We start from the raw sequence: 14,970 nt of genomic DNA, 5'->3' as shown, positions 1-14,970 counted from the left end.
AAGCTGACAATGGGAAACAAGATGCTCCGTTTTGCCATGCTGTTGGGCGCTGCCCTATTCTCGTCCCGCGCTTTCGCGTTAAGCTGTAATTTTGGCGTCTCGAACATGAACTTTGGCTCGGTCGATACGCTGTCGAGTAGCCAAATAAACACGACCGCAACTCTAAGCATGGACTGCAGCGGCGGTCTGGTTGGCCAGCAAATCCTGCTCTGTGCGCATTTTGCAGCCGGCAGTGGTGGCGCATCGACGGCAACGGCGCGGCAGATGCTGAGCGGAGCCAACAGCCTCAACTATCAGCTCTATTCGGACTCGGCGCGCAGCCTCGTCTGGGGGTCCTATGCATGGGCCTATGCGTCGCGCCCGCCGGTCCTACGGTTGACCCTGGGACTTTTGGGTACGGCCACCGGCACCGCCACGATCTATGGCGCGGTATTTGGTGGTCAGGGCACGGTTCCACCCGGGACTTACCTATCGACCTTTTCCGGCGCTAATGTCGAGTATCGGTACCGCGTCACCAACGCCAACAACTGCAATACGGCTAGCAGCACCACCCTAGCCCCGGCTGCGACCTTCACGGTAAACGCAACGGTCGCGGCGAATTGCCTCGTATCGACCGGCAACATCGATTTCGGGTCGACGGGAGTTCTCGCCGCGAATGTCGATGCCACCGGCCAGGTGTCGATAACCTGCACGCCTGCGACGTCTTACACACTCTCCTTGAACGGCGGGACCACCGGTTCGCCCCCCGCAGCCCGCAAAATGTCAAAGGGGGCGGAAACCGTGACTTACGGGCTCTACAAGGACATCGCCCGAACTCAGCCTTGGGGCGATGCTTCCATGGCGGGCAGCATGGTGACGGGGACTGGCACGGGGGCACCCCAGGCCTTGACCGTTTATGGCCGGGTGCCGCCGCAGGCCATGCCGTCAGCCGGTGTCTACACCGACACGGTGGTCGTCACAGTCACCTACTGATGGGACACGACGCGGCCCGGGAGCGATATCCATTTGGGCAGCCTGGCTGCAACAATGGACGCGAACGCCAACGCCGACAGCAATGAGCATTTTATGAGAACTTGACCGACCGAGCAGCTTCATTGGCCAGCCGATCGAACTCCTCGTTCAATGGATCGCCGTTGTGGCCACGCAGCCACTCCCGGGTGATGTCGCGACCGGCAACGACGGCTTCCAGTTTCTCCCATAGTTCACGGTTCAGAACTGGCTTTCGTTGAGCGGTCTTCCATCCCTTGGCCTTCCAGCCTTCAAGCCATTCTGTGATGCCGTTGATCACGTATTGACTGTCGCTTCTGAGGAACACCCGGTTATCGCTCTTGATCAACTTCACGGCCTCGACGGCTGCCGTGAGTTCCATCTGGTTGTTGGCCGTGTCCCCGTTCGACCCAGACGCCGCCTTTCGCTTCAACTCGTCCGGCCCGTCCATCGATTGCAGGATTGCCGCCCAGCCGCCTGGGCCAGGATTGCCGATGCAAGCACCGTCTGTATGAATAACAATGTGCCGGCCGGGATGGCGGCCCTTCGTATCGGTCATTGGTGGTCTCCGGTTTGTCGGTTCGAAATCGGCATCGCTGGCAGGACGGCATGTTCGACGAGCAATGCGGTTGCCTCCTCGATATCTTCCCCGATATGGCCGTAGGACGCGTCGACGGGAGCGAGGATAAACGTGAAGTTCCCGCGCTCCGCCCGGTCCGGTTTCCTATCGCTTGTGGGTTCCCGATGCCATTTTATGGACGAGCTTGGAGCGCTGCGGCGAAACTTGGTCGTACGGTCGCGCGATACGCAGAAGTTGGCGAAAGGCCTACGCGCAGCCCTCAACAAGGTCGCTGTCAAAAAGACCTAGTCTAGGCTTCCCGTCCGCCTAAATTAAATCAGACGAGGCTCTTCGGCTGGTTCCTTCGAACCAGCCGACCTAACCAGCTCAGCTTGGAGAAGATTCGCCAGGTCAGACGACGCTCAGCATCACGGCGGCAAGAACAAGATACGGCCGACTTTGGCGACGGCGACAAGCAGCAGGAAAACCCTGAAAGGCTCGCGCAGGACGCCCGAGACCACGGTCAGCCTCGCGAAACGGGTTGGGGGGAGAAACGCCATCTTTCAGATAACCGGGCGGCGGCCGCTATCGGCCAGATGACAGGCTGCCACGCCGCCATGCGGCACCGATCGCAGCATCGGTTCCTCCACCCGGCAGACATTGATCGCCACCGGACAGCGCGTGTTGAACCGGCACCCCGGAGGCGGCGCGCTGGGACTTGGCGGATCGCCGGCGAGAATGATCCGGCGGCGCCCGGCTTCGATGCGAGGATCGGGAGAAGGAACAGCCGACAGCAGCGCCTGGCTGTAGGGATGGGCCGGCTCGCGAAACAGCGGGCGGGTCAGGCCGGCTTCCGAGATGCGGCCGAGATACATCACCGTCACGTCCGAGCAGACCTCGCGCACGATCGCCAGATCATGCGCGACAATGACAATGGTCAGACCAAGCTGCTTCTGCAGCGACGTGAACAGGTTAACGATCTGCGCCCGGATCGAAACGTCGAGCGCGCTGAGCGGTTCGTCGCAGACCAGTATGGACGGCTTCAGCGCAAGCGCGCGCGCAATCGAAACGCGCTGCCGCTGGCCACCCGAGAGCGACCTTGGCAAACGGTCGAGCGCCGTCTCAGGCAGCGCAACCAGATCCAGAAGCTCGGCGATGCGGCGCCGGCGCTCGACTGATGAACCGAAGCGATGGATCTGCAGCGGCTCCTCCAGTGTCTGGTAGACGGACTGGCGGCGGCTCATCGACCCCAACGGGTCCTGGAAGACGAACTGGACTTCGCGGCTGAACGACTTCCTGTCCGATTTCAGCCATGAGGCGCGATCCTTTCCCCCAATCAGGACAGTGCCCTCGCTTTCCTTCTGCAAACCGACGATGGTGCGGGCCAGCGTGGTCTTGCCGCAGCCGGACTCGCCGACAATGCCGTGGAATGCACCGCGCGCGACCGTCAGGTCTATGCCATCGACCGCCCGCACCGCGCCGGCACCCGAACGGTTGGCGAAATGCACCTTCAATCCCCTAACCTCGATCGCCGCGGCATCAGACATAGACGGCGATCCCCTCTCGTTTCAGCGTGACCGGGCAAGCCACACGGTGCGGGCTCGTCGACGCGGATATCGTCTGCAGCGGCGGCCGGTGCTGCCGGCAACCGGCTTCGACCAGTTCGCAGCGCTCGGCAAACCGGCAACCCGGTTCCAGCCTGATCTGGTTTGGTGGCAGGCCAGGTATCTCGTGGGTCGCCGCGCGTTCGTCGGCGCGAAAATCCGGCACCGATGCGAGCAGCCCGCGCGTATAGGGATGGACCGGCCGGGTCAGCACATCCATCGCCGTCCCCTCCTCCGCCACCTGGCCGGCGTAAAGCACGATGACGCGGTCGGCGACGGAAGCGACCACGCCGATGTCGTGCGTGATCAGCACGACCGCGATGCCATCCTCGCGCTGGATCTGACGGATGAGCTCCAGGATTTGCGCCTGGACCGTGGCGTCCAGCGCCGTGGTCGGCTCGTCTGCGATCAGCACGCGCGGCCGGGCCGCCAGGGCCAGCGCGATCATCGCGCGCTGCAGCATGCCGCCCGACATTTCGTGCGGATAGCGGTTATAGCGATCCTCGGGGTCCGGGATGCCGGAGCGCGCCAGAAGCGAGACCGCTTCCTTGCGCGCTGCCTCATGCGACAGGCCAGCGAAACGGCGCGCCTGGCGTGCCAGCTGCGGGCCGATTTTCAGCATCGGGTTCAACGCGCTCATCGGGTCCTGGAAAATCACGCCGAAATAGCGCCCGCGCAGGTCCGACAATTGCCGGGAACCGATGCTGAGCAGTTCGCTTCCGTCGGCTCGCGCCGACCCTTTCATGTCCACGGTCACGCCCTCGGGCAGCAGGCCGAGGGGACCGAGCGTCATTACGGTCTTTCCCGAACCGCTTTCGCCGACGACCGCGACCGTTTCTCCGGGACGGACGTTGAACGACACCCCGTCCACCGCCCGCACAGAAACGGTGGTGGCGTAGAGGTCGATAACCAAATCTTCGATCGAATAGATTGGCTGAGCGTCGCTCATGCTGAAGTCGTTCCCGTTTCGACGGCGTTACGCTCGGCTTCTTCGCGAGCGCGCGCCTTTCGGCGTCTGCGCAAGGTCGCGCCGCGAACCGGCCGCGGCACCTTTTGCAATGCGAAGGCTTCGCCCAGAAGGTTAAAGCTGACCACGACCAGCGTCAGCGCCAGACCGGGCAGCACGACGAGGCGCGGCACCTCCTCGATGTAGCTCATGCCGTCGACCAGCATCTGACCCCATTCCGGTGTCGGCGGTGCGACGCCAAGTCCGAGAAAGCTGAGCGTGGCGATGGCCAGCACAAGCGCGCCGGCGTCGGCGCTTGCATAGACCACGACGAGGGCAAGCACATGCGGCAGGATATGGCGAACAAAAATCCACAGATGACCGGCGCCCATCACGCGGGCCGCCTCGATATAGGGCTGCTGCAGCTCGGCGGTGACGACGGCGCGGCTCATGCGGGCATAGTTCGCCCACCACGCCAGGGTGAGCGCCGTGATCATCGACCAGTAGCCGGTGCCCAGAATGCCGATCAACGCCAGCGCGATCACCAAGCTGGGAAGTGCCAGCGCAATATCGATGATGCTGATAAGGACGAGCTCGACACGGCCGCCGACATAGCCGGCGAAGGAGCCGATCGTGACCCCGATCGCCAGCGCGGCGACAAGCACGATCACCATCGCCACCAGGGAAATGCGGGCGCCACCGACGATGCGGCTGAAGACGTCTCGGCCGAGATAGTCGGTGCCGAGCCAGTGGCTCCAGCTCATGCCCTCCAGTGTCGCCGAATAATCCTGCGCACTTGGATCGTAAGGCATGATAGCAGGAGCGAAGATGCCGATCAGCACAAAGCCGATTACGGGGAGCAGCACCAGCCACGGCCAGTCCTTGATGTCCCTGATAGCGGAAATGTTCATCGCCTCATGCTCCCCGCGCCCGGCGCATTCGCGGATCCGCGACGATGCAAATCATGTCGACGATGAAATTGACCATGACGAAGAAGACGACAAACAGCAGCAGCACCGACTGCATGCCGATGAAGTCGCGGAAGCGGATCGCCTCGATGAAAAAGGCACCGACGCCGCGCAATGCAAATACCGTCTCGACGACGATCGATCCGATGATCATCAGCGTGAATTGCGCGCCGAATGTCGTCAGGAACGGAATGGCGATGTTGGGCAGCGCCTCGCGCAGCAGCACCTGCGTTCTGGTATAGCCCTTGGCGAAGCCGGTTGTCGCAAACGGCCGCGACATCGCTTCCTGGAGGTTGACCCGAACGACGCGGCTGAGAACGGAGGCCGGGAACAGCGCGATCGTCACCCACGGCAGAAGCCATGAGGTGAAGCCGCTGGTGCCGAAGGTGGGTACCCAGCCCAGCATCACGGAAAACACGATGACCAGCAGCGCGGCCACGAAGAAGTTCGGGGTCGACGCGCCGATCAGCGAAAATGCATGGAGGAACCTGTCCATCACGCCACCATTGCTGACGGCGCCGGCAATGCCGAGCGCGATCGAGAAAATGAAGGCGAGAATGCCGCCGCCGGCAAGCAGAGCCGCCGTCATCGGGATGCGGGCGGCAAACTCCGACGAGATCGGCTTTCCCGTTCGCAGTGAGATGCCGAAATCCCCGGCCAGCGCGCCGGAAAGCCAGCGTCCGTAGCGGATCGGCAACGGGTCGTAGAGACCGAGCTCGTTGCCAATCTTGGCGATCATTTGCGCGTCAGCGCCAGGACCTGCCGCACGCTCGGCAATGAGCGCCGCAACATTGCCCGGAGCCGCCGCAACCAGGGCGAATGTCAGCGCGGATGCCGCCAGGATCAAAAGGCAGGCAAGCAGCATCCGTCGCAGGATCGTGCGTTTCATCGTCAGGCCTCACTCGGGCTCGAAGTCTTCAGGCCTTCAGCGTGATCGCCTTGAACGGCAAGTCGTAGTCAGTCGCCGGAAGCGAGAAGTTCTCTGCGCGCGGATTGTGAGCCCACAGCCGCTGGCTGACGACAAGCGGACAGATGGCGGTGTTGTCGTGCAGCCAATCGTAGAGAGCCTGCATCTTCAGGTCGCGTTCGGCGCCGCTCGCCTCGAGCGCAGCCTTGACTATGCCGTCGAGCGCGTCCGAGACATAGATCTTGCCATCAGGCCCGCTGTCCGCCGTCGAGACGAAGGCATTGCCAAGGGTCCCGTGAGGGTCATAGGGAGCGCCATAGGTGGTGAAGAAAGCGAGATCATAGTCGAAGGCCGGACGCCGTTCATGCATGGTGGCATTGTCGACAGAAGAGACCTGGACCTGGAAACCGACCTCGGACAATTGACCCTGGATCATTTCGGCGATGCGCCGCGATCCCGGCAGGGACTCTTCGGAAACCAGAAAGTCGATGGTCAGAGGAGAGCCAGCCTTGGTCCAGGCACCCCCGCTGTCGACCCAGCCGCCATCGGCGAGGATCTTCTTGGCCGCCGCCACATCACGCACCGGCACGTCATGCCGCTTGCCCGACGAGGGCACATTTGCTGGGAACAGATCGGCGGCCGGGTCGGCAAAGCCCTCGAACAGGACCTTGGCGATCGCCGCGCGATCGACCGATGCATAGACGGCATCGCGAACGGCCTTGTCGGCGATGACCTTCGACTTTGGCGAATAGCCGAGCAGCATTGTCGCGGTGCCCGGCTCGGCAACAACCTTCATGCCATCGCTTTCCAGCGCGCGAGCGCGGCGCGGCGACAGCGTCGCCACCCAGTCGCCGCCGATGACATCGAGGTCGCCTGAACGAAGGCCATTGGCGCGGGCGAGTTCATCTGGAACCACCTTCAATTCCATGCGGCTGAAGAGCGGCTTTTCGCCCCAGTATTTGTCGTTGCGAAAGAGGCTGGTGCCGCTCGAATCATATTTTTCGACGATCCACGGACCGGTTCCGATCGGCGCCGTCTGCTTGCCATCCTTGTCGACTGCCTTGGGCGACAGGAAACGAACTGGGCGGACGATGGTGAGTTCAAGCAATGCGGCCGGCACCGGCCGCTTCAGCTTGACCGTCAGTTTGTTCGGCCCATCGGTGACGATGCTGTCGTACGCATCGGAGACGCCAATCCAGGAGAAGTCGCTCACCCCCATCCATCGCTTGAGGTTCCATTCGGCTGCGGTGGAATCGAACGGCATGCCGTCGCTGAAGGTCACGCCTTCACGCAGATCGAAGGCGATCGAAAGCTGATCGTCGGCAATGGTCCATTTGGTAGCAAGTCCCGGCTCAAGCGCCCCGTTCTGGCCGTAGTGGATCAGCGCATCGAAGACGATGGTGTAGGTGCTCAGCGTCGAAACATTCTGCAGCAGCTCGAGATCACCGGTCTCCGCGGCGATGGCAATCTTCAGCGTGTCGTTGGTTTCGGAAAAGGCGGTGCGTGGCAGCGCGGCGGCGAAGGCAAGGCCGGCGGTGGAAACAAGGAAATTGCGGCGGTCGAGAGTGATCATTTCAGTTCCCCTTTTTTGATTGTTGGTAGCGATTGTACACATGCATTCCCATTTGTATAGACATATTCGGCGCCAATCCAAGTTGGCGCGCAGCGCTGCGTTTGGCAAAGGAAAGCGCCGTCTCGCGTGATGTCGCCGTGCCGGCGCGGGTCTCGACAGGCGCTAAATCCAGCTCAGCGTCATCGCCGCCAGCGCGAGGTAGCGGCCGACCTTCGCGATCGTGACGATCACAAGGAAGCTCCAGAATGGCTCCCGCAGCGCTCCCGCCACGACCGTCAGCGGATCGCCGACGAGAGGCAACCAGCTCAACAGCAGCGACCATCGTCCATAGCGCTGATACCATCGCGTCGCGCGCGTCAGCGCAGAGGGCCGCACCGGGAACCATTTGCGATTGCGAAAGCGATCGACGCCCCAGCCGAGCCACCAGTTGACGATCGAGCCGAGCACATTGCCTGCGCTTGCGGAGGCGATGAGCAGAGCCGGAGCATGGCTTCCTGTCAGGAGCAGCCCCGCAAGGGCTGCTTCCGATTGCATCGGCAGGATGGTCGCCGCGGCGAACGCGGTCAGGAAAAGACCGCCATGATGGCGAGCTCGCCAGGCATTTCGAGCTCTCAGCTTGCCTTGGGCCATTTCGGGTGCCGATCGTCGACGACGTAGCCATGCGAATGCTCATAGCCCGCTTCCGACCATACTGCGTCGCCGATGTGCCGGTCGTCCTCAGCCAGATCGACATGCGTATGCACAAGCACGTCGGGATCGTGTTTCGGCCAGAGCCAGATCGCGGCAAGCAGGGCTGCGGCGCCAATGATGCCGAGCAGAATGAAGGTGAAGGGCAATCCCATCGCCGCACCGACGCGCCCGGCAATGGGATAGGTGATCAACCAGCAGGCATGCGAAAGCGCGAATTGGGCAGCAAACAGAGCGGGCCGGTCGACGGCATCGGCGGAACGCCTGATCAATCGGCCCGAAGGCGTCTGCGCCAGCGAATAGCCGAGCCCCAGCACGAACCAGAGCGGCAGCAGCAGATAGTAGCTGCCGGCGAGCGGTCCTACCAGCACGCCCGCGACCAGGATCGCGGCGCCCGAGAGCATCGCAACCCGGTCCGGGACGTTCTCCAGCAGCCGCGGCAGGGCAAGGGCTGCAATCATCGATCCGCCGCCGAAGGCTGCGAGCGCCAGCGCCGTGTCGCTTTGCGAGAGGCCGAACTGCGCCTGCACCAGGACGACCGTGTTGACGATCACCATCGCGCTTGCCGCCGCGACGGCAACGTTAAGGGCCAGCAGCCCGCGCAATCGCGGCGTCGCCAGATAGATGCGGATTCCGCGCGTCGTGCGCTCATAGATGCCGCGCGGCTCCGAGGCTTGCGGGCTGGGCAGCACCACGGAGACGACCAGCGCCGCGGACGCCAGGAAGCCGACAACCGTACCGGCGAACAGGCCGTGGAAGCTGATGACGGAAAGCAGCGCCGCCGCCAGCATGAGACTGACGACGCTTTCCAGGTCGTAGGCCAGTCGCGACAGCGACAGGGCCCGCGTGTAGTCCTTCTCCTCGGGCAGCACGTCAGGGATCGAGGCCTGGAAGGCCGGAGTGAAGCCCGCCGACGCCGACTGCAGGACGAAGATGAGAAGATATACCTGCCAGACTTCGGTAACGAAGGGCAGGAACACCGCGACCGCAGCCCGGATGAGGTCGAGCGAAACCAGCATGGTGCGGCGCGGCAGGCGCTCGGCGAACGCAGCGGCGACAGGCGCCACGCCGACATAGGCGATCATCTTGATGGCGAGCGCCGTGCCGAGCACCGCGCCGGCATCGGCGCCGGCAAGATCATAGGCCAGCAGCCCGAGCGCCACGGTGGCAAGGCCGGTGCCGATCAGGGCGATGACCTGGGCCAGGAAGAGATGACGGTAAGTGCGATTGGCCAGGACCTGAAGCATATTTGTCTTCTTGCAGCGGATGACGGTTCGTCGAGAACTGGCGCGAACGGCCTGCCTGTCTCAGTGATGGTGACCTTCCGGCTCGACCATCTTGAATGGCAGCACCTGCTCGCGACCCTTCGCGGCCAGGATCAACCTCGCCTGGAACTCATGCGGCTCGGCAGGGGCGACGGTGCTCTCAAGCCGATGATGGTTGTCAGCGGCGGGCTCGAGGCGAAGCGTCTCCGGCTCGCCGGCCCGGTCGATGATCACAATCGCCGTCAGATCGTCGGCGTGGCGATCGATGGTCAGCCGCATCCGCTCGCCAGCCGGTGTATCGACGATTTCCAATGTTCCTTCAGCCAGATCGCAGGCGACCTTGAAGGGCGCCGGCGCATGATGGTGAGCATGAAATGTTTCTGCGCCAGTGACGGCCGGCCCGGCCGGGCTCACCAGGCGGACATTGGCTTCCGCCAACGCCGGCAAGTGGGCGAACAGCTCCTGCTTGAGGGCTTCGGTTACGCCCAGTACGTCCTTGGCCGTCGCCGTCTCCGGTACACTGACGGCGACATCGGCATGCAGACGATGTCCGATCCAGCGCGCCTGCACGCTTTCAACGCGCCCGATGCCGGACACGTGTTCGGCGGCATGATGGATTTCATCGATGATGCCGGGCTCGACACCATCGAGCATGCGGGTCAACACGGCTTTCGACGACTGCCAGACGATGGCGAAGATCGCCACGGTGATCAGCAGCCCGACGATCGGATCGGCAAGCGGAAAGCCCAGCCAGACGCCGATAGCGCCCAGGACAACCGCCAGGCTGGTAAAGCCATCGGTGCGTGCATGGTAGCCGTCCGCGATCAGCGCCGCGCTGTTGATCTCGCGGCCGACGCGGATACGAAATACGGCGACCGCTTCATTGCCGATGAAGCCTATGAGGCCGGCGATGGCGACCCAGCCAAGAAATGCGATGGGCCGCGGATTGATCAGGCGGTCGATCGCCTCGTAGCCAGCGACGATGGCGCTGAAAAGAATGATGAGAACGATGACGATCCCGGCCAGATCCTCGACGCGGCCCAGGCCGTAGGTGAACGTCTTGCTCGGTTTGCGGCGGACCAGCATGAAGGCGATCCACAGCGGGACGGCGGTGACCGCGTCGCCGACATTGTGGATCGTGTCGGCCAGCAGCGCCACGCTGCTGGAGAGGAACACGACCACGAGCTGAAGCGCTGCCGTAATGGCCAGAACGACGAATGACCATTTGATCGCCCAGATGCCGCGGGTCGTCGTGGCGATCGTCGGATCGATGACACCGTGCGTGTGGCCATGGCCGGCATCACCGTGATCATGTCCGTGGCCGCCCATGCCTTCCGTCATCGGGCCGAACCCGAACCAGTCGCGAACTTTGGCCATCATGGTGCTTCTCACAGGTACTTGGTGATATCCTTGAACTCGTCGATCGAGCGGCGCTGCTCGCGCGCCAGCGGCCCGACGACGTCTTCAAGACAGTGGTTGAGATGATCCTGGATCAGGGTCTTCTTGGCTTGCGAAATGGCCTTCTCGACAGCATGAAGCTGCTGGGCGAGGTCGAGGCAGGACCGGCCCGCCTCGATCATTTCGATGACGCCCTTGAGATGTCCGCCAGCCCGCTTCAGGCGCTTGACGATATCGGGATGGGTTTCGTGGACGTGAGGTTGCTCGCTCATACCTTGATACTATCCTGCTGGAGGGGATATGCAAGTCTCAAAGCGGCCTCGATTCTAATGTAGCAAAAACCTTTCGTTAGGATTTAGAGAATAATCGCCGTTCATGCCGAATCGGATCCACAGCACTGTTTTTTGCCTGGTCATCGCTTTAGCGATGATGTTCGGCGTGCTCCGTCCTTTCGGCTATTCGACCTCACACGATCCGATCGCGCTTGCCACTGCGGTTGAACGTCACGGCGGAGCCGGCGCACAGATCGAAGATCATGGCCACGCACACGATGATGGCGTTTCCGGCGAGCAGAGCTCTGACTATTTTCACGGGCACAATGCGGCCGACCACTCGCACGAGACGGCGAGCACGCCAGCCGACTTCGCACCGACCGTTCCACAGGTCGAGCGCGGCTGGCTGAATTACCCGCCGACTTCCGTCGATCCGGGCACGACATTCCGGCTCGAGCGACCGCCGAGACCATTCCTCGCGGCATGATCGCGGCCGCTCGCGCGGCCACCCTCAACGACGAAGATTGGAAATTTTATGCAAGAACCCTTCGACCGAGGCCACTGGCGACCCGCCCTGCCCCTGCTTATCGCTCTGCTGACCCTGCCGCTGCTCGCCGGGGCAGCCTTTGCCCATGCCGTCGCCGCCGGCGACAAGGGCTACATCCAGGAAATCTCGGGCATCAACGTGCTGCCCTTCATCTATCTCGGCGCCAAGCACATGGTGACGGGATACGACCACATCCTGTTCCTGTTCGGCGTGATCTTCTTCCTCTATCGGATGAAGCATATCGGCATCTATGTCAGCCTGTTCGCGCTCGGCCACTCCACGACCATGCTGCTCGGCGTCTACTTCGACGTCGGCATCAACAGCTACATCATCGACGCGATCATCGGCCTGTCCGTGGTCTACAAGGCGCTCGACAATATGGGCGCTTTCCAGAGATGGCTCGGCTTCCAGCCGAACACCAAGGTCGCGACGCTGGTCTTCGGCTTCTTCCACGGTTTCGGCCTGTCGACGAAGATCATCGAATACAACATCTCGTCGGACGGCCTGGTGCCCAACCTTTTGGCCTTCAATGTCGGTGTCGAGTTCGGGCAGCTCTTGGCTCTTGGCGCCATCCTGATCGTGATGGGCTACTGGCGCCGGACACGAAGCTTCTGGCGCCACGCCTATACCGCAAACGTCATCATGATGACGGCTGGTTTCCTGCTGATCGGGTATCAGCTCACCGGCCTGTTCGTCGCCGCATAAGGAACCGAAATCATGTACAACACCGACCTTCCCAGCCGCGCCGATTTGCCGACGTCAGCGCAGCTCAAGCGCTCCACCTTCATTGCGGCGCTGACGGCGCTTGCCCTGCTCGTCACGGTCGTCATGCCGTCCGAGTATGCGATCGATCCGACTGGAGCAGGCAGATTGCTCGGTCTCACCAGAATGGGCGAAATCAAGACGCAACTGGCGGCAGAGGCGGCAGCGGACGAAATGGCCAGCGCGAAGGCTTCGGCCGAGCGGATGACGCAAATGGTCCCTCCAGCCGAGTTGATGGCGCGCATGGACCGAATTGAAAACCTCCTCGTCGCCCTGACCGCCGAACGGCCTGCTTTGCAGCCGTCGCCAACTGGGGAGGCCGTATCCCAAGACAATGTGACAGCTGGAGAGATCGCTCCTGCCGAGGCTCCGGCCATTGCTACAGCGCCTGCCACCGAAGCAACCTCGGAAGCCCCGATCCAGCCAGATGGAAGGCAAGACGAGCTATCCTTCACGTTGGCGCCAGGCCAGGGTGCCGAAGTCAAGCTCGTGATGCGGCAGGGTGCCAAGGCAAACTTTTCCTGGACAGCTGACGGTGGCGTGGTGAACTTCGAGACGCACGGCGATGGCGGCGGTCAGTCCGTAAGTTACGAAAAGGGTCGCAGCGTTCCAGCTGACGAAGGTGCCATCGAAGCCGCCTTCGATGGAAATCACGGTTGGTTCTGGCGCAACCGCGGTGGCAGCGACGTGACCCTGACGATCCAGACTGAAGGCGACTACATCGACATCAAGCGTATGATCTAGTGCATACAGGGTCGCCCGGCGCCACTTCGAGCGTCGGGCGTCACCTATCCGTCTGTTCCACCGACGAGCGCAGATGCGCGTCGAAGCTTTGCGCCGCGACGAAGACACGGCTGACCTCCAGGTAAACGGGTCTTGATCCACCGCTCGATCGGGTTCACGGCATTTCAGCCCGACGTGATCTGCCAAACGGCTACGCCGGCAAGCGCCAAGCCGGCAGCGCCCTCAATGGCTCGGGAAGTGGCATCGAACAGGCGTGGCCGGCTATCGAAAAAATGCACCAGACGTTCACGAAACACGATCGACAGCACCGCAACGCAAGACAGCGTCAGCGCCACGCCGGCCATCATGGTGATTGCGAAAAGAATGCCGGCGACCGGAACGCCCCTGGATATCGCAAAGGTCATCACAAAAAGCGTCAGCGGGCATGGGATCAGGCCGGCCATGACGCCGACGGCCTCGCCCTCATGCTTGTGGTGATGGCCGTGGCTCAATGCGCGCCAGAGCATCCAGATGCCGATCAGGCCAAGCAGGCCCCGACTGACGTCTTCCAGCAGCGGGGCGCGGCCAACACTGCCCAGGGCAATCGATACCAACGGCAACGAGAGCGCCGCGATCAGCACGGCAATCGTTACATGCGTGAAGGAGAGTGTCAGCGACACCAGAAGCCCACGCCGGACGCTGGCGTCCGATCCTGCCAGATAGGTGGCCAGGACGGCCTTGCTATGGCCCGGCGTCAGCGCATGCGCCGCACCGAACAGAATGCCCATGGGCAGAAAGGCCGTGAACGCCAGCCAACCGCCGCCGGCCGCAAGCAGTTTGATCTGCTCGGCCAGTGCCAAGTAGATCGTGCGTTGGAACTCGACCAGCGTCTGGAACATGGCCATCGAACCGGCTCCGGGTCAGCCGCACGTCAATTCGAGACGCGTCGCGAAAATCTTGCCGAGATCGGTCCCCGTTGGATCACTAAAGAACGCGTCTGTCAGGCTTTTCTGGTTCTGCGCGATGGCCGTGTCCGGATCTGGACGGACGACGGAACGTGAGCAGCCTTGCGGCAGACCGGCCACCGCAAGCTTGTCGTCGTCGGTAAAATCGATTGCCGTGTAGAAGGTCGGATCGTAGACACCGATACTGACTTTTCCAGCAAGGGCCAACGGGTCCTTCGGCTGCGTTTCGAACTGGACGACGAGTTGATCGTTTTCATAGCTGACGCTGAACTTCGGCGGTGGCGCCATCGTCACGTCCTTGCCGTTCAAGGTCACCATCTGAAAGTAGTTGTACTCAGCCAACGACGCATGGACGGTGAGAGCGACTTCATCGAGCTCCTTCGCATCAAGGACAAGGTCGGAATTCTTGTCGAATTCCATCAGCACAGTGCTGGAAAAGAGGTCGTCGAAACGCCAGAGATGCCGAAGCGACTTGACCGTCCTGTCTGGACCGACGGTCAGGTCCAGCTTCGCTTCGGCAAAGACATGCGGATGGGCGTTCGCTGCCGCGGTGGAAGCGAGCAACAGCGCCGCGCCGGATACCATGCGTGTCAGTTGCATTTTTCGCTCACATTTCGCTCGTCGATTCCGCATCAGGCAGGACACCTGCCATTGCAAGCAGGCCGAAATGGGACGGGCCAAAGCCCATACCAACCTTGATCGATCAGGACTGTGTTGCTTCATCTAAGGAGGCAGCTACCCAAGGTCGCCCTTCAGCCAATGTTTGAGCATGATCACCGCGATACCAGCAAGGATTGCCAGCACTAT

16 protein-coding genes are annotated in these 14,970 nt (G+C 62.4%); 4 read left to right on the top strand and 12 right to left on the bottom strand.

From position 1 onward, the window contains the following. Positions 1–21: 21 nt before the first annotated feature. On the top strand, positions 22–972 hold the full coding sequence (locus tag NKI97_RS26090; RefSeq protein ID WP_502907123.1) for a Csu type fimbrial protein: 951 nt from the start codon (positions 22–24) through the stop codon (positions 970–972). A 91-nt stretch (positions 973–1,063) separates the two neighbouring features. Here NKI97_RS26090 and rnhA read toward each other — a convergent pair whose 3' ends face one another. From rnhA to NKI97_RS26040, 10 genes are all read right to left on the bottom strand, one after another. Further along, positions 1,064–1,546 carry a ribonuclease HI gene (gene rnhA, locus NKI97_RS26085; RefSeq protein WP_352837401.1) on the bottom strand — a complete coding sequence of 161 codons (483 nt, stop codon included), beginning with the start codon at positions 1,544–1,546 and terminating at the stop codon, positions 1,064–1,066. Between the two features lie 563 nt (positions 1,547–2,109). Next, positions 2,110–3,093 (bottom strand): oligopeptide/dipeptide ABC transporter ATP-binding protein, encoded by a 984-nt coding sequence (locus tag NKI97_RS26080; protein ID WP_352837399.1) that lies wholly within the window; start codon positions 3,091–3,093, stop codon positions 2,110–2,112. Next, positions 3,086–4,099 carry an ABC transporter ATP-binding protein gene (locus NKI97_RS26075; protein WP_352837396.1) on the bottom strand — a complete coding sequence of 338 codons (1,014 nt, stop codon included), beginning with the start codon at positions 4,097–4,099 and terminating at the stop codon, positions 3,086–3,088. Before NKI97_RS26075 ends, NKI97_RS26080 begins: the two co-directional genes overlap by 8 nt. Next, entirely contained in the window at positions 4,096–5,007 is a 912-nt protein-coding gene (locus NKI97_RS26070) for an ABC transporter permease (RefSeq protein WP_352837393.1), read from the bottom strand. The genes NKI97_RS26075 and NKI97_RS26070 overlap by 4 nt, the downstream gene beginning before the upstream one ends. Positions 5,008–5,011: 4 nt before the next feature. After that, complete coding sequence (locus NKI97_RS26065) at positions 5,012–5,953, bottom strand: ABC transporter permease (RefSeq protein ID WP_352577926.1); 942 nt, start codon at positions 5,951–5,953, stop codon at positions 5,012–5,014. 28 nt (positions 5,954–5,981) lie between these two features. Beyond that, positions 5,982–7,544 carry an ABC transporter substrate-binding protein gene (locus NKI97_RS26060; RefSeq protein WP_352837389.1) on the bottom strand — a complete coding sequence of 521 codons (1,563 nt, stop codon included), beginning with the start codon at positions 7,542–7,544 and terminating at the stop codon, positions 5,982–5,984. Between the two features lie 162 nt (positions 7,545–7,706). Continuing rightward, positions 7,707–8,174 carry a YqaA family protein gene (locus tag NKI97_RS26055; protein ID WP_352837386.1) on the bottom strand — a complete coding sequence of 156 codons (468 nt, stop codon included), beginning with the start codon at positions 8,172–8,174 and terminating at the stop codon, positions 7,707–7,709. Then, positions 8,156–9,478, bottom strand: coding sequence for an MFS transporter (locus NKI97_RS26050; RefSeq protein ID WP_352837383.1), 1,323 nt, complete (start codon positions 9,476–9,478; stop codon positions 8,156–8,158). The genes NKI97_RS26055 and NKI97_RS26050 overlap by 19 nt, the downstream gene beginning before the upstream one ends. 60 nt (positions 9,479–9,538) lie before the next feature. Beyond that, positions 9,539–10,876, bottom strand: a complete 1,338-nt coding sequence (locus NKI97_RS26045) for a cation diffusion facilitator family transporter (RefSeq protein ID WP_352837380.1) — start codon at positions 10,874–10,876, stop codon at positions 9,539–9,541. An 8-nt stretch (positions 10,877–10,884) separates the two neighbouring features. Beyond that, positions 10,885–11,166, bottom strand: coding sequence for a metal-sensing transcriptional repressor (locus tag NKI97_RS26040; protein ID WP_352737581.1), 282 nt, complete (start codon positions 11,164–11,166; stop codon positions 10,885–10,887). 103 nt (positions 11,167–11,269) lie between these two features. Here NKI97_RS26040 and NKI97_RS26035 point away from each other — a divergent pair, with 103 nt between their 5' ends. The 3 genes from NKI97_RS26035 to NKI97_RS26025 are packed head-to-tail and all read left to right on the top strand — an operon-like array spanning position 11,270 to position 13,219. Beyond that, complete coding sequence (locus tag NKI97_RS26035; RefSeq protein WP_352837377.1) at positions 11,270–11,653, top strand: hypothetical protein; 384 nt, start codon at positions 11,270–11,272, stop codon at positions 11,651–11,653. A 48-nt stretch (positions 11,654–11,701) separates the two neighbouring features. After that, positions 11,702–12,418 (top strand): HupE/UreJ family protein, encoded by a 717-nt coding sequence (locus tag NKI97_RS26030; RefSeq protein WP_352837374.1) that lies wholly within the window; start codon positions 11,702–11,704, stop codon positions 12,416–12,418. 12 nt (positions 12,419–12,430) lie between these two features. Next, on the top strand, positions 12,431–13,219 hold the full coding sequence (locus NKI97_RS26025; protein ID WP_352837371.1) for a hypothetical protein: 789 nt from the start codon (positions 12,431–12,433) through the stop codon (positions 13,217–13,219). Between the two features lie 164 nt (positions 13,220–13,383). On the opposite strand, the gene NKI97_RS26020 is transcribed toward NKI97_RS26025, so the two are convergent. Together NKI97_RS26020 and NKI97_RS26015 are read right to left on the bottom strand one after the other, a co-directional pair. Continuing rightward, positions 13,384–14,097, bottom strand: a complete 714-nt coding sequence (locus tag NKI97_RS26020) for a HoxN/HupN/NixA family nickel/cobalt transporter (protein ID WP_352837463.1) — start codon at positions 14,095–14,097, stop codon at positions 13,384–13,386. Between the two features lie 21 nt (positions 14,098–14,118). Continuing rightward, positions 14,119–14,763, bottom strand: coding sequence for a DUF1007 family protein (locus tag NKI97_RS26015; protein WP_502907119.1), 645 nt, complete (start codon positions 14,761–14,763; stop codon positions 14,119–14,121). Positions 14,764–14,970: the final 207 nt, after the last annotated feature.

This window comes from Mesorhizobium sp. M0296 (genome assembly GCF_040321675.1).
Lineage (GTDB): Bacteria > Pseudomonadota > Alphaproteobacteria > Rhizobiales > Rhizobiaceae > Mesorhizobium.
The sequence above is the reverse complement of the archived record's forward strand: the minus strand, read 5'-3'. Positions and strand labels throughout refer to the sequence as shown.

Excerpts from the sequence above, each read along its gene's own strand:
- NKI97_RS26020 (WP_352837463.1), bottom strand. The coding sequence starts at position 14,097 with ATGTTCCAGACGCTGGTCGAGTTCCAACGCACGATCTACTTGGCACTG.
- NKI97_RS26035 (WP_352837377.1), top strand. The coding sequence starts at position 11,270 with ATGCCGAATCGGATCCACAGCACTGTTTTTTGCCTGGTCATCGCTTTA.
- NKI97_RS26050 (WP_352837383.1), bottom strand. The coding sequence starts at position 9,478 with ATGCTTCAGGTCCTGGCCAATCGCACTTACCGTCATCTCTTCCTGGCC.
- rnhA (WP_352837401.1), bottom strand. The coding sequence starts at position 1,546 with ATGACCGATACGAAGGGCCGCCATCCCGGCCGGCACATTGTTATTCAT.
- NKI97_RS26015 (WP_502907119.1), bottom strand. The coding sequence starts at position 14,763 with ATGCAACTGACACGCATGGTATCCGGCGCGGCGCTGTTGCTCGCTTCC.
- NKI97_RS26045 (WP_352837380.1), bottom strand. The coding sequence starts at position 10,876 with ATGATGGCCAAAGTTCGCGACTGGTTCGGGTTCGGCCCGATGACGGAA.
- NKI97_RS26080 (WP_352837399.1), bottom strand. The coding sequence starts at position 3,093 with ATGTCTGATGCCGCGGCGATCGAGGTTAGGGGATTGAAGGTGCATTTC.
- NKI97_RS26070 (WP_352837393.1), bottom strand. The coding sequence starts at position 5,007 with ATGAACATTTCCGCTATCAGGGACATCAAGGACTGGCCGTGGCTGGTG.
- NKI97_RS26055 (WP_352837386.1), bottom strand. The coding sequence starts at position 8,174 with ATGGCCCAAGGCAAGCTGAGAGCTCGAAATGCCTGGCGAGCTCGCCAT.
- NKI97_RS26040 (WP_352737581.1), bottom strand. The coding sequence starts at position 11,166 with ATGAGCGAGCAACCTCACGTCCACGAAACCCATCCCGATATCGTCAAG.
- NKI97_RS26075 (WP_352837396.1), bottom strand. The coding sequence starts at position 4,099 with ATGAGCGACGCTCAGCCAATCTATTCGATCGAAGATTTGGTTATCGAC.
- NKI97_RS26025 (WP_352837371.1), top strand. The coding sequence starts at position 12,431 with ATGTACAACACCGACCTTCCCAGCCGCGCCGATTTGCCGACGTCAGCG.
- NKI97_RS26090 (WP_502907123.1), top strand. The coding sequence starts at position 22 with ATGCTCCGTTTTGCCATGCTGTTGGGCGCTGCCCTATTCTCGTCCCGC.
- NKI97_RS26030 (WP_352837374.1), top strand. The coding sequence starts at position 11,702 with ATGCAAGAACCCTTCGACCGAGGCCACTGGCGACCCGCCCTGCCCCTG.
- NKI97_RS26065 (WP_352577926.1), bottom strand. The coding sequence starts at position 5,953 with ATGAAACGCACGATCCTGCGACGGATGCTGCTTGCCTGCCTTTTGATC.
- NKI97_RS26060 (WP_352837389.1), bottom strand. The coding sequence starts at position 7,544 with ATGATCACTCTCGACCGCCGCAATTTCCTTGTTTCCACCGCCGGCCTT.